This window comes from Methylobacterium gregans (genome assembly GCF_022179245.1).
GTDB classification, from domain to species: Bacteria; Pseudomonadota; Alphaproteobacteria; order Rhizobiales; family Beijerinckiaceae; genus Methylobacterium; species Methylobacterium gregans.
Genome location: NZ_BPQM01000002.1, coordinates 61174 through 87718, shown reverse-complemented (window position 1 = coordinate 87718; position 26545 = coordinate 61174). Strand labels below are relative to the sequence as shown.

The window sequence follows — 26545 nt, the reverse complement described above, 5'->3', positions numbered from 1 at the left end:
CGTCACGGCTGAACCTGCGCCGGGCTGCCCTCCGGCACGGCCTCGGCCGGCGGGCTCACCTGGCTGCGCCGGGCGGCCTCCCGGGCTGCTTCTTCGGCCTCGCGGGCCCGCGCCTGCCGGGCGGCCTCCTCGGCGGCCGCCTGCTGCGCCTTCGCCCGGGCCTGGCGCGCGGCCTCCTCGGCCTCGGCTGCGGCCTTGAGGGCGGCGGCGCGGGCCTGATCCAACTCGATGCGGGCGCGGCGGCGCTGGCGCTCGACCTGATCGGCCTCCAGAAGCTCGATCCGCTCAAGCTCGCGCTGCAGCACCACGGCCGCGAGGCCGGTCGCGAGCGGGCCGGTATCGAGGGAGCGCTCCGGTGCGCCGAGCGGTCCGGCCAGCCCGAACCCGGCCACGGGCGTGCCCGCGCTCCAGCCGCGGGGGGGCGCGCCGCCCGCGAGCGTGCCGCGCGCGTCGAGCCGGCCGGCGCCCAGGTCGTACGCGAGGCTGCCGCTCCAGCGCGCCGGTCCGAGATCGAGGTCGAGTGGACCCGCCCGCACGATGCCGCCGATGATCGTCGCGGGTGCGGAGACCGACCCGCGCGCCTGGGCGGCGGCGCGGCCCAGCTCCTCGCCGACGATCTGGGGGAGGCGGCCCTCTCGCAGGGGGTCGTCCGCCTCAAGCGCCCGGCCGAGCGCCCGCCCGAGGGCGGCCGGGTCGGCGTCCGGCACGCTGAGATCCGTGAGCGTCAGCGTGCCGGATCCCGCGAGGTTGGCCGCGAGCGCCGCCGCATCCGCGCCGGACGTGCCGAAGCGGAGCTTGGCCGAGAGCCGCCCGCTGAGCGGGCCGCGGGCCAAGGCCTGCAGGCTCGCATCCTCCAACGTGCCCTCGCCCGAGACGGCGAGGCCGCCCGCGCGCCGCGCGAGGGAGGCGGTGCCCGTGAGCCGTCCCTCGGCGAGGCGCCCGCCGAGGTCGCGCAGGCCGAGGTCGCCATCCGCGTAGGCGAGCTTGAGCCCGGCTCCGGTGAGGCTCAGGCCGCGGCCGAGATCGAGCGCCTCGACCCTGAGGTCGAGGTCGAGGGGCGGCGCGGGCACGGCACGGTCCGGCACGGGCAGCGCGGCGGCGAGTTGCGGCAATGAGAGCCGCGCGAGGCTGACGCTGCCCGTCACCGGCCCGTCGTCGGCGCGCCGCAGGTCGGCGCTGAGGCTCGCGCCGGCGATCTGTCCCCTCAGGCTGGCCCGCAGGCCCGCCGCGTTGTCCGCGCGCGCCAGCGCCAGGGTCAGCTCGGCAGGCCACGGACCGGGTGCCAGCGCCGCGGCGCCCGCGAGCGTCAGGAAGGGGCCGAGATCGGCCCCTGCCGCCCGGAGCTCGCCCTCGTCCGGCCGGCCCTCCGGGTCGAGCCGGAGCGGGCGGACCGTCGCCAGCTTCAGGCCGGCCACCGTGCCGTCGAGGGTCAGTGCGAGGCGCGCGTCCTCCCCGGTCGCCTGGGCATAGGCCGAATCGTGCTGGCGCGTGGCGAGGATGCGCAGGCTCGCGGGCTGCTGGAGGCCGGCGATGTCGGGCCGCTCGAACCAGCTTCCGGCCCGGGGCGTGACCAGGCCGATCTCGGCCCGGTCGATCCGGCCGGCACGGCTTGTCAGGGAGAGGTCGAGATTGCTCCCGGCGACGCTGCCGCGGGCGCTCGCCCGCAGGGCGTCGCTGCTGCCGGCCTCGCGCTCCAGGGCGACCGCCAGGTCGAGGGCGCCCGCCCGCAGGAAGGCCGGGATCAGCCGGGTCTCGCCGGTCCAGACCCGGTCGAGCAGTGCGATCAGCGGCGCCGCGACCGGGGCGGTGAGCCGGCCCGAGACCTTGCCGGCACCGTCCGGGCCGATCCGTCCGGCGAGCGTGGCGTTCGCGCCCGCCAGATCGCGGATCTCCAGGGTGTCCACGACGAGGCTCGGTCCGTCCGAGGCGATGCGGGCCGCGATCGTGCCCGCGCCCGATCCGGTCTGGCCGTAGCGGACGTCCCGGGCCTCGAGGGTCAGGCCGAGATCGTGGCCGCGCAGCTCCGCCACGGTGCCGCCCAGCGGCGGCAACGCGGCGATGTCGAGCCCGCGGGCCGCGATCTGTGCCTCGAAGCGGCCGCGGGCAGGGCCTTCGGGCGCGGTGTAGCGGGCGAGCCCGGTGAGCCGGGCGGTGCCGAGGGTGAGGTCGAGGTTGCTCAACGACAGCGTCGCGGCGGCGGCCGAGACGGTGGCGCTCGCCGCGACCGGCCGCCCGTCGAGCACCGCCACCGCCGGGCCATCCAGCCCGAGCTTGCCGAGATAGCGGCCGAACCCCTCCGAGCGGGGCGCCGACAGGGTGACGGGGCCGTTGAAATGGGGCGCGGGTGCCACCTCCAGCGTCCCGCTCGCCGTGAGGGCGGCAGCACCCGGCGCGGTCGCGCGGAAGCTGCGCAGGACGAGCCCGCCCGCGCGGTCGAGCGTGCCGACGAGCGCGAGGTCCGACCATTCCTCCAGTCCGAGTGCGAGGCTTTCGACCGCGAGATCGAGGTCGAGCAGCACCGGAAGGCCCGGCGCCTTCTTCGGCAGGCCGCGGGCGATCAGCGCCCGGCCCGCGCCGGAGAGCAGGAAGGCGTCGAGGTCGAGCCGGCGCGCCTCCAGGCTCAGGCCGGCGCGCCACTGGCGCAGGTCGAGCCGGCCGCTGCCGGAGAGGCGCAGCGGGCGTCCGGCCGGATCGATCTCGGCGGTCACCGTCTCGAACCGGACCTGCGACCCCTGCGCCCTGAAGCGTCCGCCGAGCGTGAACGGCAGATAGTCGCCCGCGGCCTGCGTCGGCGGCCCGACGACGAGGCGGGCGGAGCCCTCCGCCTGCACCGCGAGCGCCTGCCGGCCGCCGGAGCCGGCGCTGCGGCCGGGCGCGGGCACGAGGCTGAGGCGCGCGTCGGCCTCGAAGCGCGGGCGCGTGTCGCCGCCCCCCGAGAGCTTGACCGGTAGGCTGCCGTCGGCGCCGACTTCGCCGCTCGCCAGCCGGAAGGGCACTCCGGCGCTCGTCCCCTCCACGCGCCAGGGGCCGGCCAGCGCAGGCGCCTGGAGGCGCAGGTCCTCGGCGTAGAGCTGATCGGTCCGCCCGGTCGCCGGCACGGTGGTGGTGAGCAGGAACTGCTGGATCTGCAGATCCTCGATCGCGAGGTCGCGCCCCGGCCCTGCCTCGCCCAGCCCAGGCGGCAGCAGCAGCGCCTCGCCGCCGGTCACCGGCAGCCTGACCTCCGCCCGGCCGACCCGGGTCTCGGTGAAGCGGATCTCGCCGCCGAGCAGCGGCGTCAGCGCGATCTCGGCCTTGACGAAGCGGGCGTCCAGGCCGGGCGCTTCGTCCGCGCCGCCGATCCGCAGCCGGTCGAGGCGCAGGCGCGGGGAGGGGAGGAGGCGCACGTCGAGCCGCCCCTCGCTGCGGGCGGGCAGGCCCAGCGAGCGGCCGATCGCCCGGTCGACCAGGGCGCGGTGCGCCGTCCAGTCGATCAGGGGCGGCGCGGCGAGCGCCGCCACGAGGACGAGGATGACGGCGCCCGCGAGCGCGGTCAGGAGGTCACGCACCGATCTGGCCCCGCTCTCGATCCGCCCGCGGCGGCGGGTTCAGGGACAGCCGTGCGCGCACCGCACGAGGCGGGCGCGTCGTTTGCCCCGGCGGGGACATAGCACGGTGCGGGCCGGCCCGCGCCAGGGGTGGTGCGGCGGGCCTAGCGCCGCGGGACGCCGACGACGCCGCTGGGCGGGGCGGGCGGCTGGGCGCTCTGACTCCGCTGCATCTCCATGCGGGCGGCGTTGTTCTGGCTCGTGGTACCGAGCTGATTGCTGCGGCTGTTGCTCTGGTTGGTGAGCGCTTGGTTGGTCGAGCTCGGGTTCGACAGGACCTGCGCGGCGGCCGGTCCGGCGGTTCCGAGCGCCAGGGCGGTGGCGAGGGTGACGTGTGCGAGACGCATGGCGATCCTCCTGTTGCCGTGATCGTATGCGGAAACGACGTGCGAGCCCCGGCCGGGTTCCGGCGCGTTTGCCGACGGGCTACCCGCGGGCCGCCCGCGAAATCCCGCAGGACGCGCCGGCCCACCCGCGACGACCCGGCCGCAGCCCTCGACGCCGTTCGCGTTTTGGTCCAGGGAGGATCCCATGCAGAACCCTCCGCACGCCGCCTCCAGAGCCGACGGGCCCGCCGGGTCCCAGGGTGCCGGCACCTCGATCTCGGCCCGCGCCATGGGGGCCCTGCGGCCGGACGCGGCCGCCTATCTGGAGGGGCTGAACCCGGAGCAGCGCCGCGCCGTCGAGACCACGGAGGGGCCCGTCCTCGTGCTGGCGGGCGCCGGCACCGGCAAGACCCGGGTGCTCACCACCCGCATCGCGCATCTCATCGCGACGAACCGGGCGCGGCCCTACGACATCCTGGCGGTGACCTTCACCAACAAGGCCGCCCGGGAGATGAAGCACCGGATCGGCGCGCTGATCGGGCCGGCCGGCGAGGGCATGCCCTGGCTCGGCACCTTCCACGCCATCGGCACCAAGATCCTGCGCCGCCACGCCGAGCTCGTCGGGCTGAAATCCGACTTCACGATCCTCGGCACCGACGACCAGCTTCGCCTGATGAAGCAGGTCATCCTCGACCAGAACGTGGACGAGAAGCGCTGGCCCGCCCGCGCGCTTAGCCACGCCATCGACGGCTGGAAGAACCGGGGCCTCGGTCCCGAGCAGGTGCCGGCCGGCGAGGCGCAGGCCTTCGCCTTCGGCAAGGGGGCCGCGCTCTACACCGCCTACCAGGCCCGGCTCGCCACCCTCAACGCCGTCGATTTCGGCGACCTCCTGCTGCTCTGCCTGAAGCTCTGGCGCGAGAACCCGGACATCCTGCAGACCTATCAGAGCCGCTTCCGCTACATCCTGGTGGACGAGTACCAGGACACCAACGTCGCCCAGTACCTCTGGCTGCGGCTGCTGGCGCAGGGGCACCGCAACGTCGCCTGCGTGGGCGACGACGACCAGTCGATCTACGGCTGGCGCGGCGCCGAGGTCGACAACATCCTGCGCTTCGAGCACGACTTCCCGGGCGCCGTGGTGGTGCGGCTGGAGCGCAACTACCGCTCGACCGGCCACATCCTCGCCGCCGCCTCGGGGCTGATCGCGCGGAACGAGGGGCGGCTCGGCAAGACGCTCCGCACCGACGACGAGCCGGGCGAGCGCGTCACCGTGACGGGCGCCTGGGATTCGGAGGAGGAGGCGCGCCAGATCGCCGAGGCGATCGAGCGGCTGCAGGGCAAGAAGCACCCGCTCTCCGAGATCGCCGTGCTGGTGCGCATCTCGGCCCAGATGCGCGAGATCGAGGACCGCTTCGTCCAGCTCGGACTGCCCTACCGGGTGATCGGCGGCCCGCGCTTCTACGAGCGGGCCGAGATCCGCGACGCGCTGGCCTATCTGCGGGTCACCGCCAACCCCGCCGACGACCTCGCCTTCGAGCGCATCGTCAACACGCCCAAGCGCGGCCTCGGCGACGCGACGCTCCAGCAGCTCCACGCCTACGCCCGCGCCGAGCGCGTGCCCTTGCTGCTCGCCGCCCGCCGCCTCTGCGAGACCGACGAGCTGAAGCCGCGCGTGCGCTCGACGCTGCGGGCGCTGACCGAGAGCTTCTCCCGCTGGGCCCGCTCCGTGGAGACCCAGCCCCATTCCGAGGTCGCCCAGACCATCCTGGAGGAATCGGGCTACACCGAGATGTGGCAGAAGGACCGCTCGGCGGATGCGGCCGGGCGCCTGGAGAACCTGAAGGAGTTCGTCCGTTCCATGGAGGAGTTCCCGGATCTGGCGGGCTTCCTGGAGCACGTCTCGCTGGTGATGGAGGCCTCGGAGGCGGAGGGGGCCGAGCGCGTCTCCCTGATGACGCTGCACGCCGCCAAGGGGCTCGAATTCGACACCGTCTTCCTGCCCGGCTGGGAGGACGGCCTCTTCCCGAACCAGCGGGCGCTCGACGAGAGCGGGCGCGCCGGCCTGGAGGAGGAGCGCCGGCTGGCCCATGTGGGGCTCACCCGGGCGCGCAAGCGCGCCAAGCTGTCCTTCGCGGTCAACCGCCGCATCCACGGGCTGTGGTCCTCGACCATTCCCTCGCGCTTCATCGACGAGTTGCCGGAAGCCTCCGTCGACGTGGTCGAGGCGCCGGCCCACTTCTCGGCCGGCGCCTCCCGCTTCGGCCGCAACCCGGCGCCGTTCGGCTCCTCCTACGGCACGCCCGGCTGGCAGCGGGCGCAGGCCGCGATCAGCGGGCGCGGCTTCGGCGCCTCGGCCGGCGGCGGCCGCTCCGGGGGACCTTCCGGCGGTCCCCGCCAGATCGAGGGCGAGCTGGTGGCCAAATCCACCGGCAGCCCCTCCGCCTTCCAGGGCGGCCAGCGGGTCTTCCACACCAAGTTCGGCCCCGGCACCGTCGCGGGCGTCGACGGCAACAAGCTGACCGTTGACTTCGACAAGGCCGGCCGGAAGATGGTGCTCGACAGCTTCCTCCAGCCGGGGTGAGCTGTCCCGCCGGCTCAAGCCCGGACTTTTCAGGGCGGCAGGACCGGCCGGAATCGCCTTCGGGCGAGTCAGGATCGAGGGCGTGACGGATGCGGTGCCATCCCGTGACCACCCCGGGGCGCCCAGGCGCCTGATCCGACGCCTCCCGCAAGATCGTCTCCGAATTGCAACAGTCGCCCTCGAGCTTGCGCGCCGGCGCCGGTTTGGTGCGGCCGTTGCTTGCCGGAATCCTGCCGGTTTGCACAGGCATCTGAGGCCACGATGGAACCCGCCAACCGGGTCCACCATTGAGGTGCAAGGGGCGAAGTGGGTCTGAATAAAAGGTTTACCTCTAAAGCGCAGTGACAGTTCCAGATTGGCAAGTCCAGGTGGAGTGTTGATCGATGAAAAGACGGCGCGCACGACTTGAGCTGGTAGAAGATCGCGGTGCCCGGGTGCACCGGACCCGGTTCGACGAGGAACGTTGTTTAAGCCCGATCCAACCACTGACCGACCGACAGGGCGAATATCTCGACGCTCTCGCCAAGCACGCGCAAGTCATCGTCCTGGGCCCCGCCGGAACCGGCAAGACCTTCATCGCCGGCACCCGCGCCGCCGACCAGCTCCGCCAACGCCGGATCGCCAAGGTCGTCATCACCCGCCCGAACGTGCCCTCGGGCCGCTCGCTCGGCTTCTTTCCCGGCACGCTCGAGGACAAGATCGCCCCCTGGGTGGCGCCCCTCACCGAGGCCATGAAGGAGCGGATGGGCCAGGCCGCCTTCGAGATCGCGCTCAAGACCGGCGACATCGAGATCGTCCCCTTCGAGGTGATGCGCGGGCGCACCTTCAAGAACTGCCTGGTGATCCTCGACGAGGCCCAGAATACCACCACCGCCGAGATCAAGATGTTCCTCACCCGGATCGGCGACGATTGCCAGGTGATCATCAACGGCGACGTCTCGCAGACCGACCTGCGCGAGACCTCCGGCCTGCGCACCGTGATCCACCTCGTGAAGAGCCGGATGATGCCGATCCCGGTGGTGGAGTTCACCCGCGACGACATCGTCCGCTCCGGCATCTGCGCCGAATGGGTGAAGGCCTTCGAGGAAACCAATCTCTGATTGAAGGGTTGGGCACGACGGATCTCTGCGGTGGTCCGTCGTGCCCGCTCGGGCACGAGAAACTGCTCCGAACCTCCCGAATGGGAGGATGAACCGGGTTCCGCGCCCGGCAATTCGAGACCAGGAATCTCTCGTGAGGAAACTGACCTTCGCCTTCGCCGTCGCCGCTGCGCTGGGTGCCGCCGCCCTTGCCGGCCCGGCTTCCGCCGCTCCCGGCATGCCCGCGGGCGTGAGCGCGCCCGACGCCGTGACCCACGTCCAGATGACGCCGATGGAGCGCCGGATGGAGCGCCGCGCGATGCGCCGGCACATGGAGCGCCGGATGGAGCGCCGGATGATGCGCCGCCACATGGAGCGCCGGATGATGCGCCGGCACATGATGCGCAACATGTGAGCAGCCCGTCCCATCCGGGACGGTTCGGGGCCCCGCGGGGCCCCGTTTCCGTTTCGGGCTGGGGAACCCGCGGATGGGCCGGCGGATCGGTTTCGGGACTGTACCGGCGGGTCGGAACGCCGGTCCTGGGATCTTCCGACCCACGCGCCGTCATTCCGGGGCGCCGCAGGCGAGCCCGAAATCCATGAACACCGCCGTTACAGATCCTGAGGCTTCGGTGTTCATGGATCCCGGGTTCCGCTGCGCGCCCCGGAATGACGCCGGGGATGGCAGAAGCCGGCGCGCGAGCCCGGCAGCCGGCCCGGAAGAGGGGTGCGCCTCGTCCGGGGAGCGTCGCTGACGGCCTCGGATGTCCGGCATCCGCGATCGGCCCGACATTTGGGGCTGGCGGACCCGCGCCTGTGGGTGCAGGCAGATTGCCGCGGCCGGGCGGGATTCCCTTCAGGGCCGCGCGCGTGAGATGCCGAGCGGCCGATCATGCCGCAGATCTGGTTTCCTGGGAGACGACCATGCCCCCCTCCAACCGCCTGTTCGACGACTTCGCCCGGATGATGACCGACGCGGCCGGCGCCGCGCAGGGCGTGCGCCGGGAGGCCGAGACCGTGGTCCGGGCCCAGTTCGAGCGCCTGATCCGCGACATGGACATCGCCTCGCGGGAGGAGGTCGACGTGCTGCGCGATCTCGTGAGCACGCTGCGCACCCAGAACGAGGCGCTCGCCGCCCGCGTCGCGGTGCTCGAGGGCAAGCTCGGAGACAGGGCCGGGAGCGCGGGCGCGGGGGCGAGCGAGGGCGTCTGAGGCGGGCTGCCGGGCGCTTCGGCTTTTGCACAGGGAAGCGGAGCCGCCGGTTCCGTTTCCTGTTCACCGGGCGGGCGGCCCGCTTTGTGTCGCGAGTCCCGCCCGGTCTATAGTCGGTCAGGTTCTGATTCGCCCGAGCGCACCGATGACCGCCAGCACGTGACCCGCCGCATCATCGCTCAAGACCCCGAATGGTCGAGCTTTACTGCGTTGGGGCGCGTTTGGACGCTCGGTTGCTTTACCAACATCATGCCACTGCGGTCGGTCTCCGGCCGCCAGTCCGGATCGTCATGCCCCAGCTTCACGTCGACATCGAAGACCAGGACCGGATCGAGCACCCGCTCGACGTGGTCGAGCGCCTGGCATCCCTGCGCGACTGGATCTTCGACCGGGCCGAGACCGACGAGATGTCGGTCACCAGCCCCGGGCGCTGGACGGACTACCACCTCGCCTTCACCTGGATCGAGGACATGGAGGCGCTGCACGTCGCCTGCGCCTTCGACCTGAAGGTGCCGGAGCGCCAGCGCGTCGAGGTGCTGCGGCTGATCGCGCTCGTCAACGAGCAGCTCTGGATCGGCCATTTCGACCTCTGGTCGAGCGACAACGTGGTGATGTTCCGCCACGCGCTGCTGCTCACGGGCGGCGTCATCCCGACCCACCCGCAATGCGCGACCCTGATGAAGTCGGCGGTCGATGCCTGCGAGCGCTACTATCAGGCCTTCCAGTTCGTGCTCTGGGCGGGCAAGACGGCCCGCGAGGCCCTCGACGCCGTGCTGTTCGAGACCGAGGGCGAGGCCTAAGGATCCGTCACCCGCGATGACCGCCCCTGCACGTCTGCCCGCCTCCCTCACCCTCGTCGGCGCCGGCAAGATGGGCGGCGCGATGCTGACCGGCTGGCTAGAGGCCGGGCTCGACCCGCGCGCCACCACGATCCTCGATCCGGCGCCCTCGGAGGCGATCACCGCGCTCTGCGCGGAGCGGGGCATCGCGCTGAATCCGGCCGAGCCCGCGCCGGCCGCGGTGCTGGTGCTCGGCATCAAGCCGCAGGGGCTGGAGGCGGCCTCGGCGGCGCTGGCGCCGCTCGTGGGCCCGGACACGCTCGTCCTCTCGATCCTGGCCGGCAAGACCATCGCGGACCTGAAGGCGCGCCTGCCCGGGGCCCGGGCCGTGGTGCGGGCGATGCCGAACCTGCCGGCGAGCATCGGGCGCGGGGCGACCGGGGCGGTGGCGAGCCCGGAGGTCTCTGCCGATCAGCGCGCCGTCGCGGAGGCGCTGCTCTCGGCCGCTGGGCTCACCGAGTGGCTCGAGGCGGAGGCCGCGATCGACGCGGTCACGGCCGTCTCCGGCTCGGGCCCGGCCTACGTTTTCCTGCTGGTCGAGGCGCTGGCCGAGGCCGGCGTCGCGGCCGGGCTCGCGCCGGACATCGCGGGCCGGCTCGCGCGGGCCACGGTCACCGGCGCGGGCGCCCTCTTGGAGGCGAGCCCCGAGGAGGCGGCGCAACTGCGCCGGAACGTCACCTCGCCCGGCGGCACCACGGCCGCCGCGCTGGAGGTGCTGATGCGCGCCGACGGCCTCGGCGGCCTGATGCGCGAGGCCGTCGCGGCGGCCAAGCGCCGGGCGGGCGAGCTGTCGGGCTGATCGGTCCGGGCCATGCACTCTCCTTCCCCCGCAGAGGGGAACGGAAGCGGCGAGCTGACTAGCCCGAATGTCAGGACCGAGTGTGAGGAACCGGGAGCCTTTGGGGCGCAAAGCCGGGCCCTGAAGAAGACCTCAGCTGCTGCCCGGATCCGTCTCGTCGCGCTGCGTGCCACCGCCCTGCGGGCCCTTGCCCGGGTGGCCTTCCGTCTTCTCGTTCGGGTCCTTCACCGCGTCCGGGGCGATGTTGGCGGGCTTGTCGTCGGGCTTCTTGGCGTCGTCGCTCATGCACCCTCCTCGCGCTCGGGCTTGCTCAGGCCCCCGGCGACCTTGCGGTCGGCATCGGGGCCGCGGGCGGCTTTCTGGTCGGAATGGCCTCCGGACGAGCCGCCGAGCGCCGGCGGGGACTGGCCGGCGGCGCCCGCGTCCCAGCCGGCGTTGCGCTCGGCGTCGCTGCGGCCGCCCGACTCCATGTCGGTGATCGCGGCCTGATCCGGGGTCTGGCGGCCGCCGCCCGCCGGGGGCGTGCCGGGCGTGCCGACAGCGTCGTCGGGCTTGCGGGTGACGGTCTCGGGCTCGCGCGGGCTCATCAGCGCTTCCCGTCGTCCTGGCCGACCGCGGCGGTCGCGCGCTCGATCGCCTCCTGGGTGGCATCCGACTGTCCCGCGCCGCGCAGGCGGTCGAGGTTCGCCTCCGGCGTCTCCGCCTCCGTCGCGTCGGTGGCGTCCTGGCCCGGCGTGCCCGAGGCGATGCGGGCGGTCTCGGCCTGCCCCTGCGGGTCGCGCTTCAGGTCGTTCTGCGTTCGCTCCGGCACGCCGACGTCGCGGGGCGAGACCTGACCGAGGTCCTGGCCGTTTCGGTCGGCGTAGGCGTCGAATTCCTTGAGCGTCGGGCGCTCGCTGCTCGCTTCCGTCATCGCGGCTCCTGCATGTCTCTGGCCGGGACAACAGGCGCCGCGCAGCGAGGTTGCGTCCGCGGCAGGGTGCCGCCGCGGACGCGGGCTTGCCTCCTGGCCGATCCTTACTGGCCGATGCCCTCGAAGAGCGCCGAGGAGATGTAGCGCTCGGCGAACGAGCAGGCGACGGTGACGATGCGCTTGCCCTTGAACTCGGGCCGGCTCGCCAGCTCCAGCGCGGCCGCGACGTTGCCGCCGGTCGAGATGCCGCCCGGGATGCCCTCGAGCTTGGCAAGGTCGCGCGCGGTCTCGAAGGCGGTCTGGTTCGAGACCTTGAGCACGCCGTCGAGGATGTCGGTGTGCAGGTTGCCCGGGATGAAGCCCGCGCCGATGCCCTGGATCTTGTGGGGGCCGGGCTGGCCGCCGGAGATGACCGGGGAATCCTCGGGCTCGACCGCGAAGACCTTCAGGTTCGGCAGGCGCGGCTTCAGCACCTCGCCGACGCCCGTCACGGTACCGCCGGTGCCCACGCCCGCCACGAAGGCGTCGAGCTGGCCGTTGGTGTCGGCCCAGATCTCCTCGGCGGTGGTCTTGCGGTGGATCTCCGGGTTGGCCGGGTTCTGGAACTGCTGCGGCATCACCGCGCCGGGGATCGTGTTCAGCAGTTCCTCGGCCTTGGCGATCGCGCCCTTCATGCCCTGCGGGCCGGGGGTGAGCTCGAGCTCGGCGCCCAGGAAGGCCAGCATCTTGCGGCGCTCCAGCGACATCGTCTCGGGCATGACCAGGATCAGGCGGTAGCCGCGGGCGGCGGCCACGAAGGCCAGCGCGATGCCGGTGTTGCCCGAGGTCGGCTCGACCAGCGTGCCGCCGGGCTTGAGCTGACCGGAGGCCTCGAGCGCGTCGATCATGTTGACGCCGATGCGGTCCTTCACGCTGGAGATCGGGTTGAAGAACTCGAGCTTCAGCAGGATCTCGGCCTCGACGCCCCGCGCCTGGGGCAGCCGGTTCAGGCGCACCAGCGGGGTGTTGCCGATCGTCTCGGTGATCGAGCCGTAGACCCGGCCGTGCCCGACCTGTCGTGTCCCGGTGGTCTCTGCGCTGCCGGCCATTGCGATCTCCCTCTGTCGAACCGTCTCGGAGGCGGGCGCGCCGGATCTCGTCCCCGGGCCGCCCGCCGCGAAGGCAGGCGATATCGCGTCGCCTCGCGCCGGGCAATCGGGCTAACTTGAGGATTCGACAAATCTTTTCCCCGGCGCGGCGAGATCTCGCGATGCGGGGAAGAGTATTGCTGTGCGCGCCATCGAGGCTGGAATTTCGTTCTCCGGCGCCGGCCGGTGCTTCAGCCGGAGATCCGCGCGGCGAGGAGCAGCAGCGTCGCGGCGAGCGGGGCGGCGGCGGCGAGCCAGAGCGCGCCGGGATGCGTGCTGCGGGGGGCGACGAAGCGCGGATCGCGCGCCGCGCCGACGCGCAGGGGGGCCTCGCTCCCGAACCCGATCCTGCCGGCCGAGATCCTGTCCATGCACGCAACTCCGCCCGTGGATCACGGGCGGGAGAAGGCGGTCTCAGCGGTCAACGGGGGCTGAATCGGGCCGGACGAGCCGGCCGCATGGTCAGCGAAGCGTTAAAGCGCCCGGTCGAAGCGCAGCTCGCCGTTCGGGCTCTTCAGCACGAGCTGCGAGCCGACCATGTCCCACTGGGCGGCGGTGCGCAGGGCGACGAAGAAGGCCTGCTCGGTGGCGGCCAGCCCCTTGTCGCAGGGCTTCTTGGTCAGCGCGAGCGGGCCGACCGCGAGGTGCTGGTCGCGCAGCGGGAAGGCGGTGGCCGCGAAGGTGTTGCAGCCGCCGTAGCCGCGGGCGCGGTACTGCTTGTCGATGATGAAGCTCGGCCGGTCGCCGCCCGCGAAGGGCTTGCCGTTGATGCTCACCGCCGTCCAGGTGGAGTCGAGCGGAAAGATCTTCTCCGTCTGCTTCGTCGGCGGCACGTACTGGGGCTTCTTCTCCTCGCCGCCCGGCGTGCGGTTGGCGCGGCCGAAGCCCGAGATGTTCGGGCTCTGGGCCTGGACCGCGACGGCGGATAGGCCGGCGGCAAGAGCCGCGCAGGCCAGCGCGGCGGTCCGGATCGTTCTCATCGTTCACGCCCCTCTCGCTCGGCCGCCTCTCCGCCTGCATCAGCGGTCTGCGGGCCGAGCCGCACGTGGTTTCGCCAGGTGGTCCGCCAACACGTGGCTCGCCAAGCGGGCCGCGCGGGCCCACTGCACGCCACCGTGGATCGGATGCCAGATGGCCGGTTCGGATTCGGGACGTGCGCCAGCGCCAATCCGATAGAATTTCAGCACAATTATGGTCAAGGCGCGCCGGAGCCTGGGCGGGGCGCCGTCCCCGGCTTCCGCGCGCTGCGCCGCCCGGCGCGGAACCGAACCGCGCCGCATCGGCGTTGTGCGAGGAGCGAGATGCGGGAGACGGGTCGTGGCGGGATCGGACGAGGGCGGTCAGAGCGGGGCGACGAATCGGCCGATGGCGCCCGAGCAGTCGCGCGCGGCCCGCGGCCTGCTCGGCTGGTCGGAGGCGGATCTCGCCCGCAAGGTCGGCCTCGACGAGCGGCTCGTGCGCGACTTCGAGGCGGGCTACGGCGACCCGCCGGCCGGGCAGATCGAGGCCCTGCGCAGCGCGCTCGCGAGCGCGGGGGCCGTCTTCACCGACCTGCCCTCGCCGGGCGTACGCCTCGACGCCAGGGGCCAGGGCGAGGGCACGCGGCTGCAGGACCTGACCACCGAGAACGACCGCTAGGGACAGGCCCGTCGCGCGGGCCCCTCAGGCCGCATTCATCTGGCCGCTCCTAAGGACGGCGCATCTCGCCTCCGAGGGTGCGCCATGCGTGTCGACGACTTCCTCTCCGCCGCCGATCGACTCCCCGTCGCGGATCTCGCCACCCTGGTGGGCGCGGGCGGGATCGTGGTGGTGGCGCCGCATCCGGACGACGAGAGCCTCGGCTGCGGCGGCCTGATCGCGGAGGCGCGCCGGCTCGGCCGGCCCGTCCGCCTCGTCGTGGTCAGCGACGGTTGCGGCTCGCACACCCACTCGAAGCTCTACCCGCCGGAGCGCCTGCGCGCCTTGCGCGAGGACGAGACCCGGCGCGCCGTGGCCCAGCTCGGCATGGGCCCGGAAGACGTGACCTTCCTGCGCCTGCCCGACGCGCACGTGCCGAGCGACGGCCCGACAGCCCAGGCCGCCGCTGACGCGGTGGCCGAGGCCGCCCGGGCCTGCGGGGCGGGCGCGGTCTTCGTGACCTGGCGGCACGACCCCCACTGCGACCACCAGGCCTCGGCGGCGATCGTGGCGCTGGCCCGGCCCCGGCTCGGGACGGCCCGCCTCTACGAGTACCCGGTCTGGGGCTGGACCCTGGCGCCCGAGACCGAGGTGGGCCCCGAGCCGCGGGGCTACCGCCTCGACGTCTCCGCGCACCGGGCGGCCAAGGTGCGGGCGGTCAACGCCCACGCCTCGCAGACGACCGACCTGATCTCCGACGATCCCGAGGGTTTTCGCCTGGAGCCGCAGATGATCGAGCGGCTCTGCGGCCCGCACGAGCGCTTCGTCGTGGTCTGAGGGCGGAGCGGGTTCCCATGCGCACCAGCGTCATCACCCTGAACAAGGGCCGCCGGGCCCACCTCGTGCGCCTGCTCGAAGGGCTCGGGCGCGGCGACCACCCGGCCGAGTGCGTGGTGGTCGAGATGGGCGGCGACGACGCGCCCCTGCCCGATCACGGCTTCCCGCTGCGGCGGATCATGCTCGACGGCGACGGCCTGCCGCTCGCCGCTGCCCGCAACGCAGGGCGGCGGGCGGCATCCGCCGAGATCCTGATCTTCCTCGACGTGGACTGCATTCCCTCGGCCGACCTCGTCGCCGGCCTCGGGGCCCGCGCGGCCGCGCACGACGCGCTGATCTGCTGCGCGGTCTCCTACCTGCCGGCGGGCGCCGTGCGGGATGGCTGGCGGGCGGCGGATCTCGACGCGGCGGGGCAACTCCACCCGGTGCGCAGCTTTCCCGAGACCGGTATCGTGCCGGCGCCGCAGCCCGGCCTGTTCTGGTCGCTGGCCTTCGCGGTGCGGGCCGCGACCTACGACCGACTCGGCGGCTTCGACGAGGGCTTCGACGGCTACGGTGCCGAGGACACCGATCTGGCCTTCCGGGCGGCGGAGGCCGGGGTGCCGGTGCTGTTCGCCGCCGAGGGCCGCGCCTGGCACCAGCACCACCCGGCCTACGACCCGCCGGTGCAGCACGTCGCCGACATCGTGCGCAACGCCAACCGCTTCCACGCCCGCCACGGCTTCTGGCCGATGGACGGCTGGCTCGACGCCTTCGCGGGGCTGGGGCTGGTCGAGGCGGACCGGAGCGAGACGCTGGTCCTGCGCCGCCTGCCAAGCCCTGAGGAGATCGCGGCGGCGCGCCTGCCGGATTCGCGGCCGTTCTAGGGTCCGGAGCCCGATCCGTTCAACTGTGCGAGGGGCTGCTTGCGACCGATCTCGTTGAACAACTCGGGACTGGCCCGAAGTTGCACCGGGAGCCGCGCCTACCGGAGAAAGTCCTGTTACTGTATCGCTCAAGATACGTTGTAATCGCGGCATCGCTTCAACGACGAGCGGCAAGCATTCTCCGGCGACGTCTGCTGAGCGACGCTTGGCGTGCCGCCTGGGGGTTGTTCAACAATCGACCCGTTGCGGACCCTGGGAAGGTCCGCTTTCAGGCTGATTACTGAAGCAGAGCGCACCGCCGAGTCGACGGCTGTGCGGGGAACGGTTGGCGAGGGTCAGGATCGTACCGCTCATGCATGCGACCGCCATGGTCGCTATGTCATCGTCCGCGACGTGAGGCGGGCCGGTTCGACGCGTGTGTGCCTTACGGCAAGGGCTTAGGGCCGCTCCCGGACGCAGCGGAATTGTAACCCGTGCTAGCGGCGCACCATCCCGTATTCGGGACGCTGGGCGCGGCGCCAGCGCAGATAGGCCTGGTAGACTTCCTCCTTGTCGGCGGCGGCGCCCTGCGGCTGCTCGCTGAGGAACCGCTCGACCTCTGTCTGGGATGGCGTGTCCTCACGGTGGCTGTCGAGCCAGTCCTGCGCCGGCTGGAAGCGGGTCCAGCCCGGGACGGAGGCCGCGAGGTTCACCTCCCGCCATTTCGGGTGGTGCTGGGGCGCCAGGAACCGCTCGAACCGATCGAAGAAGGCGGTCGTGAAGCGCTCCAGCTTCCTGTACCGCTCCGAGCTCTTCGGATGATTGTAGACGCCAAGGATCGTGCCGACCGCGAGCGTCTCGACGGGTTTGGAGCCGTCAACGAGTTTCGGATAGTCGGCACCGGTCAGCGTGGCGGGCACGTAGGCCTCGCCGATCCGGTCACTATAGGGCACCGTTACGAGGTGGAACCTGCCGGCCGGCTCGAAGCCCGCGATGATCCCGACGGGTCTGGCAGCCACTGAGACGACCGCCTCAAGCTCGCCGCGGCGGAGCATCTCGAGAGCCGTCGGCTGGTCCACATTGACAGCCTCTACCGCGAGGCCGAGCTCGCGGAACATGGCGCGGCCGCTGTAATCCGTGCCGCTGCCCTTCACGTCGAAACTGACGCGCTTGCCCGCGAGATCACTGATCGCACTGATCTCCTTCGGGGCGATCACGTGGAGCTCGTCGTTGAAGAGCTTGGCGACGTAGTGGATCCGCTTCTCGATCTCCTTGAGGCGCTTGTCCTGGCGTAGCTGATCGAGGGTGTCGGTGCGCACGAAGCCGAGATCGACCCCTTTCAAGAAGCGGAGGTCGTAGGCGTTGGCTCCTGCCCCACGGCCCAGAATGGGCAGGATGCGGAGCTTGTCGCCGTCGTCGAGGACGAAGGCGAGATCGGCACCGGTGCGGAAGTAGGTCCCACCCGGCGTCCCGGTGACGATCGAGACTGTGTTGGCGTTCAGCGTCTCGCTGAGCGTTGCCTCGGTCGCCGAGTCCTGGGCTGCGGACCGCTTCTGCGCAGCGGCTTCTCGCGCCTGCCCGGCCTGCTCTCCAGCCAGGAGCAGGCCGAAGCTCATCACACAAGCCCCGATCCAGGCCATCGCGCAGGATTGGACTGCCCTCATGCTCCTCATCCCCATGCCCCTCGTCCCCATCGCCCTGCTCCCTCGACTTGATGGCTCAGCGCGCCGACTCGGCGACGCTCTTCGGATCGCGAAGTCCGGCCTCGGCCGCACGGGCGTAGAGCGCGCTTGCGCGCTCTGGATCGGGTCGCAGGCCGTGGACCCGCCAAGCGCGAAGCATTCGCGGATCGCAGGTCTGGGCGAGGAGGAAGGTCGCGCGCGCGTCGCCCCGCTCGACCAGATGTTCGAGCACGAGTCGGGCGCCGCTGATGTCGCCCGATCGGATGAGCCGCTCCGCCCGTGCCAGCAGAGCCGCGCTCTGGGGTGGTGCGGACGGGCTTGCCGCCTGTGGGGCCGCCGAGAGTGGTCCGCCAGGGGTTGGCGCGCGCTCGGCTGCGCCGGCGGGTGCGACGGCGGGACTACCGGCGATGGCCTCCCGCACCGGAGCGGGAGACCCGGTCTCGTGCGCCTGCCGCTGGAGCGGCCGGAGGGGCTGTGGCTCCGGCAGGGCGATCGCCGCCTGGTGGCGCGCGGCCGGTGCGAGGTTGGGCGCCTCGGCGCTCGCCACCGCGGGTCGGATGTCGGCAGAGGGTCCAGGCGAGGGCTCCGGCACGGCGCGCGCCGGTCTCGGCTGGACCCGTAGCGTGAAGACCGATCGCGCGATTGGCAGCGGGCGCCCCGATTCCGTGAGCGAAAGGGCCGCGACCGCCAGCGTGAAAGCGCCGGTCTGTTCTGGCTGCAGCGTGACGGTGAGTTCGGCGAGGTTCCAGTCCGTCACCTCTACAAGGGATCGCTCCTCGGTGGCGGTGACCATATGGGCCGCATCGCTGAGTCGCGCGCCCTTTGGTAAGCCCAGGATGTAGGTGCTCCCGTGGGGCCGACCAGCGCGGTGGTGCACCTCGACGAGAAGGGGAATGGCCGCGCCCTGCTCGCCGGCCACGTCCCTTGCGAAGACGCGCGGCTCGGCTAGGTCGGCAGCTCCCGGCCTCACCTCGTCCACCCGGACGGGCGCGGGAGTCTGGGCGCGTACCCCCGGGACGCTCCCCGCACAGGCATGAAAGGCAATCAGAGCGATCGGTAGGCGGATCCTGCGCGCATCCCAGCGATGCGGAACGATGGACATCACGATCGACATCGAGACCTCTCCAGCGGTCGACCGCACCGCGGCGTCCGGCCCGGCTTTGAGGTGCATCGCTCCGGCGCGCAGACACCGCGGACCACAACGTCAATTTTCGTCGTACGGCACAGCGCCTTGCTCGTTAACGACAGTCTTTGTTTCGCACGGATTCGATATTTTCATTAACATGTGCAACAAGCCATTGATGTTGCGCGATCCTGTGATCGACCATCCGACGGCCTGCTGCCGTCGCGGAGCTCAATGCCCGCGACTCACCTCGAACATCCCTTCGCACGGCCAAGCTGATGGCGTTTGGACCCTGGCGCCCCCGACCCACTGCCGCACGGGCAGGATGATGGCATCTGGCGGTCTGATCCTCTCCGCCGTCGTTCCGGGGCGCTCGCCGAGCGAGCACGGACCTGCAGGGGCGTGCGGAGCGTGCAATCCAAGAACACCGCAGTATCAGGACTTGCCGCTCGGGTGTTCATCGATCCCGGGCTCCGCGACCAAGGAAGCCTTGGCGGCCCCGGGATGACGGTGCGGAAGCGGGAGGCGCCATGCGCGGTCGCCCTGCCTCTGCCAGAGGAGGGAGATCGCGTTCATCCCCCCTGCGCCAGCGGCAGCTTCACCTTGACCATCCCGGCATCCTCCGGGTCCGGGTGCTGGCCGAAGCCGAGGCGACGGCAGACCGCGAGCATCGGGCGGTTCTCGGCAAGCACCGAGCCCTCCACGCAGGCGATGCCCTCCGAGCGCGCCCAGTCGATCATCAGCCGCATCAGCGCGTAGGCCAGACCCGTGCCGCGGGCCTCCGTCCGGACCAGGATGGCGAACTCGCCGCTCTCGCCGTTGGCGTCGGCGTGGAGCCGCACCGCGCCGAGCATCCGGCGGCCCTCGTCGGTGGCCGATTCATCGAGTGCCACGAACGCGATGGCGCGGGCGTAGTCGAGCTGCGTCAGCCGAGCCAGGAAGGCGTGGCTGAACTCGCGCACCGGCGCGAAGAAGCGCAGGCGCACGTCCTCCGGATCGATCGTGGCGAAGAAGGCGCGGAACAGCGGCTCGTCCTCGGGCCGGACTGGGCGCACGTGGATGGCGCGGCCTTTCAGCGACATCGTCCGCATCCAGGCGGTCGGGTAGGGGCGGATGGCGAAGCGCGGATGGCCGCGCCCGACCCGGCGATCAGGGTAGCCGCGCCCGATCCGCACCCGCGCGTCGAGGGCCACGACGCCGGTCTCGTCGGCCAGGAGCGGGTTGATGTCGAGCTCGCGCACCTGCGGCAGGTCGGCGGCGAGCTGCGAGAGCTTGACGAGCGTCAGCGCGATGGCGCGCGTGTCTGCGGCCGGCACGTCGCGGTAGGCCTCGAGGCGGCGCGCCACGCGGGTGCGCGAGATCAGGTCCTCGGCAAGCCCCAGATCGAGGGGCGGCAGGCCGAGCGCCCGGTCGTCGATCACCTCGACCGCGGTGCCGCCGCGCCCGAACACCACCACGGGCCCGAAGGTCGGGTCCTCGGCGAGCCCCGCGATCAGCTCGCGGCGGCGCCCCCGCCGCACCATCGGCTGCACGGCGAAGCCCGTGATGCGCGCCTCCGGCCGCTCGCGGCGCGCCCGGGCCAGGATCGCCCGCGCCGCGCCCCGCACGTCGGCCTCGCTCACGAGGTCGAGATGCACGCCGCCGATATCGGATTTGTGCACCACGTCGGGCGAGACGACCTTCAGCGCCACCGCGCCGCCGGCGGCGATCACCGGCCAGGCGGCGGCGGCCGCCGCGTCGATGTCGGGGGCGAGCGTCAGGGGCACCGAGGCGATGTCGTAGGCCTCCAAGAGCTCCATCACCGAGATCGGGTCGAGCCAGGTCGCGCCCTGGCGCAGCGCCCTGGCGACGATACCGCGGGCGGCCTGGGTGTCCGCGTGGAAGTCGCGCGGCAGCGAGTCCGGCGTGCGCATCAGGTCGTCCTGCGCCTCGCGGTAGCGCACGAGGTGGAGGAAGCCCTCGATCGCCTCGGAATCCGTCGAGAAGCGCGGGATGCCGGCGGCCGAGAGCGCCGCGCCCTCCGCCTCGTCCGCGCCCAGCGAGACCGCGAAGACCGGCTTCTTCCGCGTCGTGCCGGCGCGCGCCGTCCGCACCGTCCCGGCCACCGCCTCGGCCACCGCGGCGGCGTTCGAGCGGGCGGTCGGCACGTGGATCGCCAGCACCGCATCGTTCTCCCGGTCGGCCAGCAGCGGCGTCAGCGCCGCCGCGAAGGCCGGCCCGTCGGCGTCGATGCCGAGATCGATCGGGTTCTCGGCCCTGAACCCGGCCGCCGGCGTCACCGCGGCGAGCGTGCCGCCGCGCTCGGCCAGCCTGTCGGCGGCGAGCTGGCCGACGCCCCGCCCGTTCGTCAGGATGGCGAGCCGCCGGCCCGGGAAGGGCCGCTGGCGCCCCAGCGTCTCGACCGCCGAGAACATCTCGTCGAGATCCTGCACGGCGAGCAGCCCCGCCCGCCGGAAGGCGGCGGCGTAGACGGCGTCGGGCTTGGCGAGCGCGCCCGTATGGGTCTCGGGCGCGTGGCCGCCGGCGGCCGTGCGGTCGGGCAGGTGGCGCCCGCTGCGGAGCACGACCACGGGCTTCGAGCGCGCCGCCGCGCGGGCGGCCGACATGAAGCGGCGGGCGTTGTCGATCTGGTCGAGGCAGAGCAGGATCGCCCGGGTGCGGTAATCGCCCGCGAAATGGTCGAGGCAGTCGGCGACGTCCACGTCGCAGGCGCTGCCGAGCGCCAAAGCCGCCGAGAGCCCGATCCCGTGCCGGCTCGCCCAGGCGACGATCGCCGCCGCCACGGTGCCGGAGGTCGAGACCAGCGCGAGGTCCCCCGCCTGCGGCATGTGGGCGAACAGGCTGACGTTGAGGCGGGCCGAGGGCACCACCAGCCCGGCGCTGTCGGGCCCGAGCAGGCGCAGCCCGTGGGCGCGGGCGAGTCGCCGCGCGCGCGGGCCCGGGTCGTCCGGGCCTGTGCCGAGATGCGCGGTCAGGATCGCGGCCGCACGAGCCCCGATCCGGCCCGCATCCGCCACGATCTCCGGCACGGCGGCGGGGGGCGCGGCGATCACCACGAGGTCGGGCGTCTCGGCGAGGTCCGAGACCTGGGCGACGCAGGGGTAGCCCGCCACGCTCGCGTGGCTCGGGTTGACCGGAAGGACGCGGCCCGGGAAGCCCGCCGCCCGCAGGTTCTCCAGCACGGCCCGCCCGAGCGAGCCCTCGCGCTCGCCCGCACCCACCAGGGCGACGGTGCGCGGGTTCAGCAACGCGTCGAACCGATAGGTGCTCAAGGCGGCCGCTCCCGTCCGCGGGCCGGAGCCCGCTTCCCGTGCCAGGCCGAGCTGCGGAGGCAACGCGGCTTAGGCCTTGTTTTTACGTCGTTTCTCTCGCCGGACCTGTGACCGCTCCGGCGCAGGATGCTTAGCCCATCGCCGCCCCGGATGCACCTGTGCCCGGTCGCCCGCGGTTGCCGGTGCCGGGCGCGTCCGCGGCCGGATCCTGTTGTTCCTGCAACAGTCGAGGCCTCTTTAGAGCGCCTCCCGCTTTTCATGGTTGCTTTAATAGAGCCGAAACCATAGTACCCCGCGTGGGACAACCTTGAATGTAGCGCCTGTTTCAGGGCGGCCCGCCGCCGCGTGGCGGGCCACGTGTTGTCTTCGAGGGGGGAGAGCCCGGGAATGCGTACCGAGACCGGCTTGGAGCCGGATTACGTCGTTCTGACAACAGAGATCGTCTCGGCCTTTATCAGCAGAAACGCGGTCGCGCCGGCCGAGCTGACGGCCCTGATCGGCACGGTCCACGCAACCCTGAGTCAGCTTGCCCGCGGGTCGGAGGCCGGGACCGCGCCGGCCCTCGTCCCGGCCGTGCCGGTCAACCGTTCGATCCGGCCCGAATACCTGATCTGTCTCGAGGACGGAAAGAAGTTCAAATCCCTGAAGCGCCACCTGCGCGCGCGCTACAACCTCACCCCGGAGCAGTATCGGGAGCGCTGGAACCTGTCGCCCGACTATCCCATGGTGGCGCCGAACTACGCCGCCGCCCGCTCGGACCTCGCCCGCGCTATGGGGCTCGGCCAGCAGCGCCGCAAGGGCCGGGGCGGCAGCGGGGCCTAGCGCGCGATCCACAGGGATCGGGGGCATCCGCGGCACTGGGCCCGCGGCCGTTAGAGATCGGGCAAGCCCCGGCTGCGAAGACCGTCCGGTCGCGCGGTCCGCCGCGGTCTTGCCTGCTCTCCTACCCGTTCTCCCGCCCGCTCTCCCGTGAGGGTTCATGCCCGGCCAGCCCAGCCTCGTCGCCCGCCTGTTCTGGACGAGCGTGGCGGGCCTCGGCCTCGGCCTCGTCTACGGCCCGCCCGCTCTGGCCGCGACCGTGGCCGGGCTGGGCCTCGTCGTGCTGCGCCATCTCGGCCGGCCCGGCCGCTTCCGCTCCCGGGTGCGCCGGATCGCGCGCCGGCACGCCGAGACCCTGGCGCTGCGCCGCCGCCAGGAATGCTTCGTGGACGCCTACGGCAACGAGATCCGCGACGGCTGGCTGCGCGAGTGCGACTACTTCCTCGACCGCACGGTCATGCCTCAGCTGGAGGCGCGCTTTCCCGACTATGTCGCCACGCGCCGGGCCGAGGCGCTGGCGATCGTCGAGGCGGTGGCCGAGGCCGCCGACGTCCCCGAGGAGGACGGCCCGCCCGAGGACGGGATCGGCTACGAGCTTTTCTGCCTGGGGCGGCTGAAGGCGGCGGGCTGGCGCGCCCACCCGACGCCCGCGAGCGGCGACCAGGGCGCCGACATCGTGGCGACGCGCGGGCGCACCCGCCTCGTCGTGCAGTGCAAGCGCTACGGCAAGCCCGTCGGCAACGCCGCGGTGCAGGAGGCCGCCGCCGCTCGCCGCTACTGGGAGGCGCAGGCCGCCGCGGTGGTCTCGAACGCGGGCTTCACGCCCGCCGCCCGCAAGCTCGCCGCCGCCACGGGCGTCGCGCTGCTGCACCACGACGCGCTCGGGACGCTGGCGGAAGAAGATCTGCTGGCGGAGGCGTGAGGTCGGCCGGGGCGCCGCCCCGGCACCCCGCCGAAGGGACTCGTCCCTTCGGGATCCCGGAACCTCAATCCGTCTCGCCGTCGAGCCCGAGCCAGTGGCGCCCGTCGCGGGCCAGCAGCGCGTCCGCCTCCTCGGGCCCGTCGCTGCCGACGGGGTAGAAGGCGACGTCGGCCTGCGGCCAGCCCTTCAGCAGCGGATCGACCGCCGCCCAGCCCGCCTCGATGTTGTCGGCGCGCTGGAACAGGGTCGCGTCGCCGGTCATGCAGTCGTAGAGCAGCGTCTCGTAGCCGACATTCGGCTGGTTCTTGAAGAAGTCGGCGTAGCGGAAGCTGGTGCGCACCCGGCCGATGCGCATCTTCGGGCCCGGCACCTTCACGTTGAGCTCGGTCGCCGCGCCGTGCTGCGGGTCGATGGTGATGCGCATCACGTTCGGCGTCAGCGGGTCGATGCCGTGGCCCTCGAACAGCCGGAAGGGCGCGGGCTTGAACAGCACCGCGATCTCGGTGCGCCGGCTCGCCATGCGCTTGCCGGTGCGCAGGTAGAACGGCACCCCGGCCCAGCGCCAATTGTCGATCTCCAGCTTCAGCGCGACGTAGGTCTCGGTCACGGAATCGCGCGCCACGTTGTGCTCGTCGCGGTAGGCCGGGAGATCGTGCCCGTCGAGCCGCCCGGCCGTGTACTGGCCGCGCACCGCATCCGTCGGCGGGATCGGCTTCACGGCCTCGGCGAGCTTCGCCTTCTCGTTGCGCACCGCCTCCGCGTCGAAGGAGTTCGGCGGCTCCATCGCCACCATGCAGAGCAGCTGGAACAGGTGGTTCGGCACCATGTCGCGCAGCGCCCCGGTGGGCTCGTAGAAGCCGCCCCGCTCCTCGACGCCCACCGTCTCGGCGGCGGTGATTTGCACGCTGTCGACGTATTCGCGCCGCCAGATCGGCTCCAGCATGCCGTTGGCGAAGCGCATCGCCATGATCGACTGCACCGTCTCCTTTCCGAGGAAGTGGTCGATCCGGTAGAACTGGCTCTCGTCGGCGCATTTCAGGATGCGGGCGTTGAGGGCCTTCGCGGAGTCGAGATCCTGGCCGAAGGGCTTCTCGATCACCACCCGGCGGAAGGCGCCGTCCGTCTGGCGTAGCAGGCCGGCCTTGCCCAAGCCCTCCACCACGCTGCCGAAGAAGCGCGCGGCGACCGCGAGGTAGAACACCACGTTGTCCTGCAGCCGCTCGCCGAGCGCCGCGAACAGGGCCGGATCCTCGAAGTCGCCTTTCAGGAAGTGGATGCGCTCGCGCACGAAGCCCCAGCTCTCCGGGTCGATGCGGTCGGCGTGGAACTCCGAATCTGGGTCCTTGGCAAAATCCTCCAGCGCCTCGGAGAGCGCGCTGCGCAGGCCCGCGTCGGTGTTGTCGTTGTGGTCGACGCCGAGGATGCTGAAGTCCTGGTCGAGCAGGCCGCCGCCCGCGAGATTGTAGAGCGAGGGCATCAGCAGGCGCTTGGTCAGGTCGCCCATCGCGCCGAAGATCACCAGGGTGCAGGGTGGTGCCGGTGCGACGCCGCAGGCGGCATCGTCCTTCAGTTCGGCCTCGTTCTCGGGTTCGGGCATGGTCGGGCTCCCGCACGCGCGGCCGGGCAGGGGACCGCACTGCAAAACTGCACCGTCAACAAGGTGGGGGTGCGGGTGTTCCGGGTCGCCGATACGCGCGCCTGGCCGGGTCAGGGACCCTTCCCGTCAGGACGCCTGCCCGCCCCCGGGTGCTGCGCGTGGCCCTCGCCCAATCTCTATCGAAAGTTGCGGGATATGATGCAGAACAATTTATGCGATATAACGGGTTTAATCATTGCTCAATCAATCAAAAGTAAGTGATGTCCCTATACGGGGGTCAAGAAAATGTGGTTTCGCCGCGCTCTATTGTCTTCCTGCTGCGCCCTGCTCGTCTGCCTCGGGACGGCGCGGGCGGAGGCTCAGATCTCGGACACGCTCAAGGAGCCGTACAGGCGCCCGAGCGCGATCCCGTTCCCCGAGTCGGCGCCCTACGCGCCCCAGATGGCGACGCTCGGCAAGATGCTGTTCTTCGACCCCCGCCTGAGCGGCAAGCAGAACCTCAGCTGCGCGAGCTGCCACAACCCCTCCTTCGGCTTCGAGGTGCCGGTGCCCGGCGCGATCGGGGCGACCAACAAGCCGCTGCCGCGCAAGGCGCCGACCGTGCTCAACGCGGCCTGGACGCCGGTGCTGTTCTGGGACGGCCGCGCCCCCGACCTCGAGACGCAGGCGGCGGGGCCGATCACCGCCGATGCCGAGATGGACGGCAAGTTCCCCGAGATCGTCGCCCGCCTCAAGGCCACGCCCGAATACGCCGCCTGGTTCGGCCGGCTGTTCCCGCGGGACGGCGTCACGCAGGCCAACATCCTGACGGCGATCGCCACCTACGAGCGCACGATCGTCTCGGGCTGGGCCCCCTTCGACCGCTGGATCGAGGGGGACGCGACGGCGATCTCCCCGGCCGCGCAGCGCGGCTTCGCGCTGTTCACCGGCAAGGCGGCCTGCGCCAGCTGCCACAGCGGCTGGAACTTCACCGACAACAAGTTCCACGATCTCGGCATCCCGACCCGCGACATCGGCCGCGCCGCCTTCGAGCCCGACAATCCCCTGGCCAAGCACGCCTTCAAGACGCCGGGCCTGCGCAACCTGACCTACCGCGCGCCCTTCGGCCATGCCGGCCAGTTCCCCGACCTCGAGGCGATCGTCGCGTTCTACGAGACCGGCGGCCTGGCGCGCCCCTCGAAATCGCCGCTGATGAAGCCGATCAGTCTGACCGGCGAGGAGCGGGCCGACCTGCTGGCCTTCCTGCGCTCGCTCACGGCCGAGCAGACCCGCACCGCGCTGCCGAACCTGCCGAACTGAAAATTTGCCGAACTGAAGCCTCTTCCTCCCGTCCGACCGCACGGCTCTGGGGCCGGCGGAGCGAGGTCC

24 protein-coding genes are annotated in these 26545 nt (G+C 72.2%); 12 read left to right on the top strand and 12 right to left on the bottom strand.

What is annotated here, in order from left to right; translation table 11 throughout:
- Nucleotides 1-2 precede the first annotated feature (2 nt).
- Both MFF54_RS00470 and MFF54_RS00465 read right to left on the bottom strand, forming a co-directional pair.
- The gene (locus MFF54_RS00470) at nucleotides 3-3548 is read right to left on the bottom strand and encodes an AsmA-like C-terminal region-containing protein (RefSeq protein ID WP_238300433.1); all 3546 of its coding nucleotides are present in this window, start codon (nucleotides 3546-3548) and stop codon (nucleotides 3-5) included.
- Between the two features lie 143 nt (nucleotides 3549-3691).
- Nucleotides 3692-3934 carry a hypothetical protein gene (locus MFF54_RS00465; RefSeq protein ID WP_238300431.1) on the bottom strand — a complete coding sequence of 81 codons (243 nt, stop codon included), beginning with the start codon at nucleotides 3932-3934 and terminating at the stop codon, nucleotides 3692-3694.
- Between the two features lie 184 nt (nucleotides 3935-4118).
- Here MFF54_RS00465 and MFF54_RS00460 point away from each other — a divergent pair, with 184 nt between their 5' ends.
- From MFF54_RS00460 to proC, 6 genes are all read left to right on the top strand, one after another.
- Nucleotides 4119-6494 carry an ATP-dependent helicase gene (locus MFF54_RS00460; protein ID WP_238300429.1) on the top strand — a complete coding sequence of 792 codons (2376 nt, stop codon included), beginning with the start codon at nucleotides 4119-4121 and terminating at the stop codon, nucleotides 6492-6494.
- A gap of 383 nt (nucleotides 6495-6877) precedes the next feature.
- The gene (locus MFF54_RS00455; protein ID WP_238300427.1) at nucleotides 6878-7594 is read left to right on the top strand and encodes a PhoH family protein; all 717 of its coding nucleotides are present in this window, start codon (nucleotides 6878-6880) and stop codon (nucleotides 7592-7594) included.
- Between the two features lie 133 nt (nucleotides 7595-7727).
- Nucleotides 7728-7988 carry a hypothetical protein gene (locus MFF54_RS00450; protein WP_238300425.1) on the top strand — a complete coding sequence of 87 codons (261 nt, stop codon included), beginning with the start codon at nucleotides 7728-7730 and terminating at the stop codon, nucleotides 7986-7988.
- A gap of 509 nt (nucleotides 7989-8497) precedes the next feature.
- On the top strand, nucleotides 8498-8785 hold the full coding sequence (locus tag MFF54_RS00445) for an accessory factor UbiK family protein (protein WP_238300423.1): 288 nt from the start codon (nucleotides 8498-8500) through the stop codon (nucleotides 8783-8785).
- A 290-nt stretch (nucleotides 8786-9075) separates the two neighbouring features.
- A complete protein-coding gene (locus MFF54_RS00440; protein WP_066924356.1) occupies nucleotides 9076-9585 on the top strand; it encodes a type III secretion system chaperone family protein in 510 nt (169 codons plus the stop codon).
- Nucleotides 9586-9601: 16 nt separating this feature from the next.
- Nucleotides 9602-10423 carry a pyrroline-5-carboxylate reductase gene (proC, locus tag MFF54_RS00435; RefSeq protein ID WP_238300421.1) on the top strand — a complete coding sequence of 274 codons (822 nt, stop codon included), beginning with the start codon at nucleotides 9602-9604 and terminating at the stop codon, nucleotides 10421-10423.
- Between the two features lie 132 nt (nucleotides 10424-10555).
- Here proC and MFF54_RS00430 read toward each other — a convergent pair whose 3' ends face one another.
- From MFF54_RS00430 to MFF54_RS00405, 6 genes are all read right to left on the bottom strand, one after another.
- Nucleotides 10556-10708 (bottom strand): hypothetical protein, encoded by a 153-nt coding sequence (locus MFF54_RS00430; protein ID WP_238300419.1) that lies wholly within the window; start codon nucleotides 10706-10708, stop codon nucleotides 10556-10558.
- A complete protein-coding gene (locus MFF54_RS00425) occupies nucleotides 10705-11010 on the bottom strand; it encodes a hypothetical protein (protein ID WP_238300417.1) in 306 nt (101 codons plus the stop codon). Before MFF54_RS00425 ends, MFF54_RS00430 begins: the two co-directional genes overlap by 4 nt.
- Nucleotides 11010-11336, bottom strand: coding sequence for a hypothetical protein (locus tag MFF54_RS00420; protein WP_238300415.1), 327 nt, complete (start codon nucleotides 11334-11336; stop codon nucleotides 11010-11012). The genes MFF54_RS00425 and MFF54_RS00420 overlap by 1 nt, the downstream gene beginning before the upstream one ends.
- A 104-nt stretch (nucleotides 11337-11440) precedes the next feature.
- Nucleotides 11441-12424: a cysteine synthase A gene (gene cysK / locus MFF54_RS00415; RefSeq protein WP_238300413.1), complete on the bottom strand. Its 984-nt coding sequence runs from the start codon at nucleotides 12422-12424 to the stop codon at nucleotides 11441-11443.
- Between the two features lie 230 nt (nucleotides 12425-12654).
- Nucleotides 12655-12834: a hypothetical protein gene (locus MFF54_RS00410; protein WP_238300411.1), complete on the bottom strand. Its 180-nt coding sequence runs from the start codon at nucleotides 12832-12834 to the stop codon at nucleotides 12655-12657.
- 102 nt (nucleotides 12835-12936) lie between these two features.
- On the bottom strand, nucleotides 12937-13443 hold the full coding sequence (locus MFF54_RS00405; protein ID WP_238300410.1) for an META domain-containing protein: 507 nt from the start codon (nucleotides 13441-13443) through the stop codon (nucleotides 12937-12939).
- Nucleotides 13444-13828: 385 nt separating this feature from the next.
- Here MFF54_RS00405 and MFF54_RS00400 point away from each other — a divergent pair, with 385 nt between their 5' ends.
- The 3 genes from MFF54_RS00400 (at nucleotide 13829) to MFF54_RS00390 (ending at nucleotide 15783) form a co-directional block, all read left to right on the top strand.
- Nucleotides 13829-14101 carry a helix-turn-helix domain-containing protein gene (locus tag MFF54_RS00400; RefSeq protein ID WP_238300564.1) on the top strand — a complete coding sequence of 91 codons (273 nt, stop codon included), beginning with the start codon at nucleotides 13829-13831 and terminating at the stop codon, nucleotides 14099-14101.
- Nucleotides 14102-14185: 84 nt separating this feature from the next.
- Nucleotides 14186-14917 carry a PIG-L deacetylase family protein gene (locus MFF54_RS00395; protein ID WP_238300408.1) on the top strand — a complete coding sequence of 244 codons (732 nt, stop codon included), beginning with the start codon at nucleotides 14186-14188 and terminating at the stop codon, nucleotides 14915-14917.
- Nucleotides 14918-14934: 17 nt separating this feature from the next.
- Nucleotides 14935-15783, top strand: a complete 849-nt coding sequence (locus tag MFF54_RS00390; RefSeq protein WP_238300406.1) for a glycosyltransferase family 2 protein — start codon at nucleotides 14935-14937, stop codon at nucleotides 15781-15783.
- Between the two features lie 476 nt (nucleotides 15784-16259).
- Here the strand turns inward: MFF54_RS00390 and MFF54_RS00385 are convergent, their stop codons facing one another.
- The 3 genes from MFF54_RS00385 to MFF54_RS00375 all read right to left on the bottom strand — a co-directional run bounded on the left by MFF54_RS00385 (nucleotide 16260) and on the right by MFF54_RS00375 (nucleotide 21839).
- Nucleotides 16260-17426, bottom strand: a complete 1167-nt coding sequence (locus MFF54_RS00385; RefSeq protein ID WP_370880158.1) for a TAXI family TRAP transporter solute-binding subunit — start codon at nucleotides 17424-17426, stop codon at nucleotides 16260-16262.
- Between the two features lie 55 nt (nucleotides 17427-17481).
- Nucleotides 17482-18414 carry a hypothetical protein gene (locus tag MFF54_RS00380; RefSeq protein WP_238300404.1) on the bottom strand — a complete coding sequence of 311 codons (933 nt, stop codon included), beginning with the start codon at nucleotides 18412-18414 and terminating at the stop codon, nucleotides 17482-17484.
- Nucleotides 18415-19139: 725 nt separating this feature from the next.
- Nucleotides 19140-21839: a bifunctional acetate--CoA ligase family protein/GNAT family N-acetyltransferase gene (locus MFF54_RS00375; RefSeq protein WP_238300403.1), complete on the bottom strand. Its 2700-nt coding sequence runs from the start codon at nucleotides 21837-21839 to the stop codon at nucleotides 19140-19142.
- Between the two features lie 387 nt (nucleotides 21840-22226).
- Between MFF54_RS00375 and MFF54_RS00370 the strand changes: the two genes are divergently transcribed.
- A complete protein-coding gene (locus MFF54_RS00370; RefSeq protein WP_238300400.1) occupies nucleotides 22227-22661 on the top strand; it encodes a Ros/MucR family transcriptional regulator in 435 nt (144 codons plus the stop codon).
- A gap of 157 nt (nucleotides 22662-22818) precedes the next feature.
- Nucleotides 22819-23580, top strand: a complete 762-nt coding sequence (locus tag MFF54_RS00365; protein ID WP_238300399.1) for a restriction endonuclease — start codon at nucleotides 22819-22821, stop codon at nucleotides 23578-23580.
- Nucleotides 23581-23644: 64 nt separating this feature from the next.
- Here MFF54_RS00365 and zwf read toward each other — a convergent pair whose 3' ends face one another.
- The gene (gene zwf, locus MFF54_RS00360) at nucleotides 23645-25177 is read right to left on the bottom strand and encodes a glucose-6-phosphate dehydrogenase (protein ID WP_238300397.1); all 1533 of its coding nucleotides are present in this window, start codon (nucleotides 25175-25177) and stop codon (nucleotides 23645-23647) included.
- 285 nt (nucleotides 25178-25462) lie between these two features.
- Between zwf and MFF54_RS00355 the strand changes: the two genes are divergently transcribed.
- Nucleotides 25463-26476 (top strand): cytochrome-c peroxidase, encoded by a 1014-nt coding sequence (locus tag MFF54_RS00355; protein WP_238300395.1) that lies wholly within the window; start codon nucleotides 25463-25465, stop codon nucleotides 26474-26476.
- The last annotated feature ends 69 nt before the right edge of the window (nucleotides 26477-26545 follow it).

Bases quoted from the DNA above. Each gene is read 5' to 3' on its own strand.
- MFF54_RS00465 (WP_238300431.1), bottom strand. From the start codon at position 3,934: ATGCGTCTCGCACACGTCACCCTCGCCACCGCCCTGGCGCTCGGAACC.
- MFF54_RS00460 (WP_238300429.1), top strand. From the start codon at position 4,119: ATGCAGAACCCTCCGCACGCCGCCTCCAGAGCCGACGGGCCCGCCGGG.
- MFF54_RS00455 (WP_238300427.1), top strand. From the start codon at position 6,878: ATGAAAAGACGGCGCGCACGACTTGAGCTGGTAGAAGATCGCGGTGCC.
- MFF54_RS00445 (WP_238300423.1), top strand. From the start codon at position 8,498: ATGCCCCCCTCCAACCGCCTGTTCGACGACTTCGCCCGGATGATGACC.
- MFF54_RS00440 (WP_066924356.1), top strand. From the start codon at position 9,076: ATGCCCCAGCTTCACGTCGACATCGAAGACCAGGACCGGATCGAGCAC.
- proC (WP_238300421.1), top strand. From the start codon at position 9,602: ATGACCGCCCCTGCACGTCTGCCCGCCTCCCTCACCCTCGTCGGCGCC.
- MFF54_RS00430 (WP_238300419.1), bottom strand. From the start codon at position 10,708: ATGAGCGACGACGCCAAGAAGCCCGACGACAAGCCCGCCAACATCGCC.
- MFF54_RS00425 (WP_238300417.1), bottom strand. From the start codon at position 11,010: ATGAGCCCGCGCGAGCCCGAGACCGTCACCCGCAAGCCCGACGACGCT.
- MFF54_RS00420 (WP_238300415.1), bottom strand. From the start codon at position 11,336: ATGACGGAAGCGAGCAGCGAGCGCCCGACGCTCAAGGAATTCGACGCC.
- cysK (WP_238300413.1), bottom strand. From the start codon at position 12,424: ATGGCCGGCAGCGCAGAGACCACCGGGACACGACAGGTCGGGCACGGC.
- MFF54_RS00410 (WP_238300411.1), bottom strand. From the start codon at position 12,834: ATGGACAGGATCTCGGCCGGCAGGATCGGGTTCGGGAGCGAGGCCCCC.
- MFF54_RS00405 (WP_238300410.1), bottom strand. From the start codon at position 13,443: ATGAGAACGATCCGGACCGCCGCGCTGGCCTGCGCGGCTCTTGCCGCC.
- MFF54_RS00400 (WP_238300564.1), top strand. From the start codon at position 13,829: ATGGCGCCCGAGCAGTCGCGCGCGGCCCGCGGCCTGCTCGGCTGGTCG.
- MFF54_RS00395 (WP_238300408.1), top strand. From the start codon at position 14,186: ATGCGTGTCGACGACTTCCTCTCCGCCGCCGATCGACTCCCCGTCGCG.
- MFF54_RS00390 (WP_238300406.1), top strand. From the start codon at position 14,935: ATGCGCACCAGCGTCATCACCCTGAACAAGGGCCGCCGGGCCCACCTC.
- MFF54_RS00385 (WP_370880158.1), bottom strand. From the start codon at position 17,426: ATGAGGGCAGTCCAATCCTGCGCGATGGCCTGGATCGGGGCTTGTGTG.
- MFF54_RS00370 (WP_238300400.1), top strand. From the start codon at position 22,227: ATGCGTACCGAGACCGGCTTGGAGCCGGATTACGTCGTTCTGACAACA.
- MFF54_RS00365 (WP_238300399.1), top strand. From the start codon at position 22,819: ATGCCCGGCCAGCCCAGCCTCGTCGCCCGCCTGTTCTGGACGAGCGTG.
- zwf (WP_238300397.1), bottom strand. From the start codon at position 25,177: ATGCCCGAACCCGAGAACGAGGCCGAACTGAAGGACGATGCCGCCTGC.
- MFF54_RS00355 (WP_238300395.1), top strand. From the start codon at position 25,463: ATGTGGTTTCGCCGCGCTCTATTGTCTTCCTGCTGCGCCCTGCTCGTC.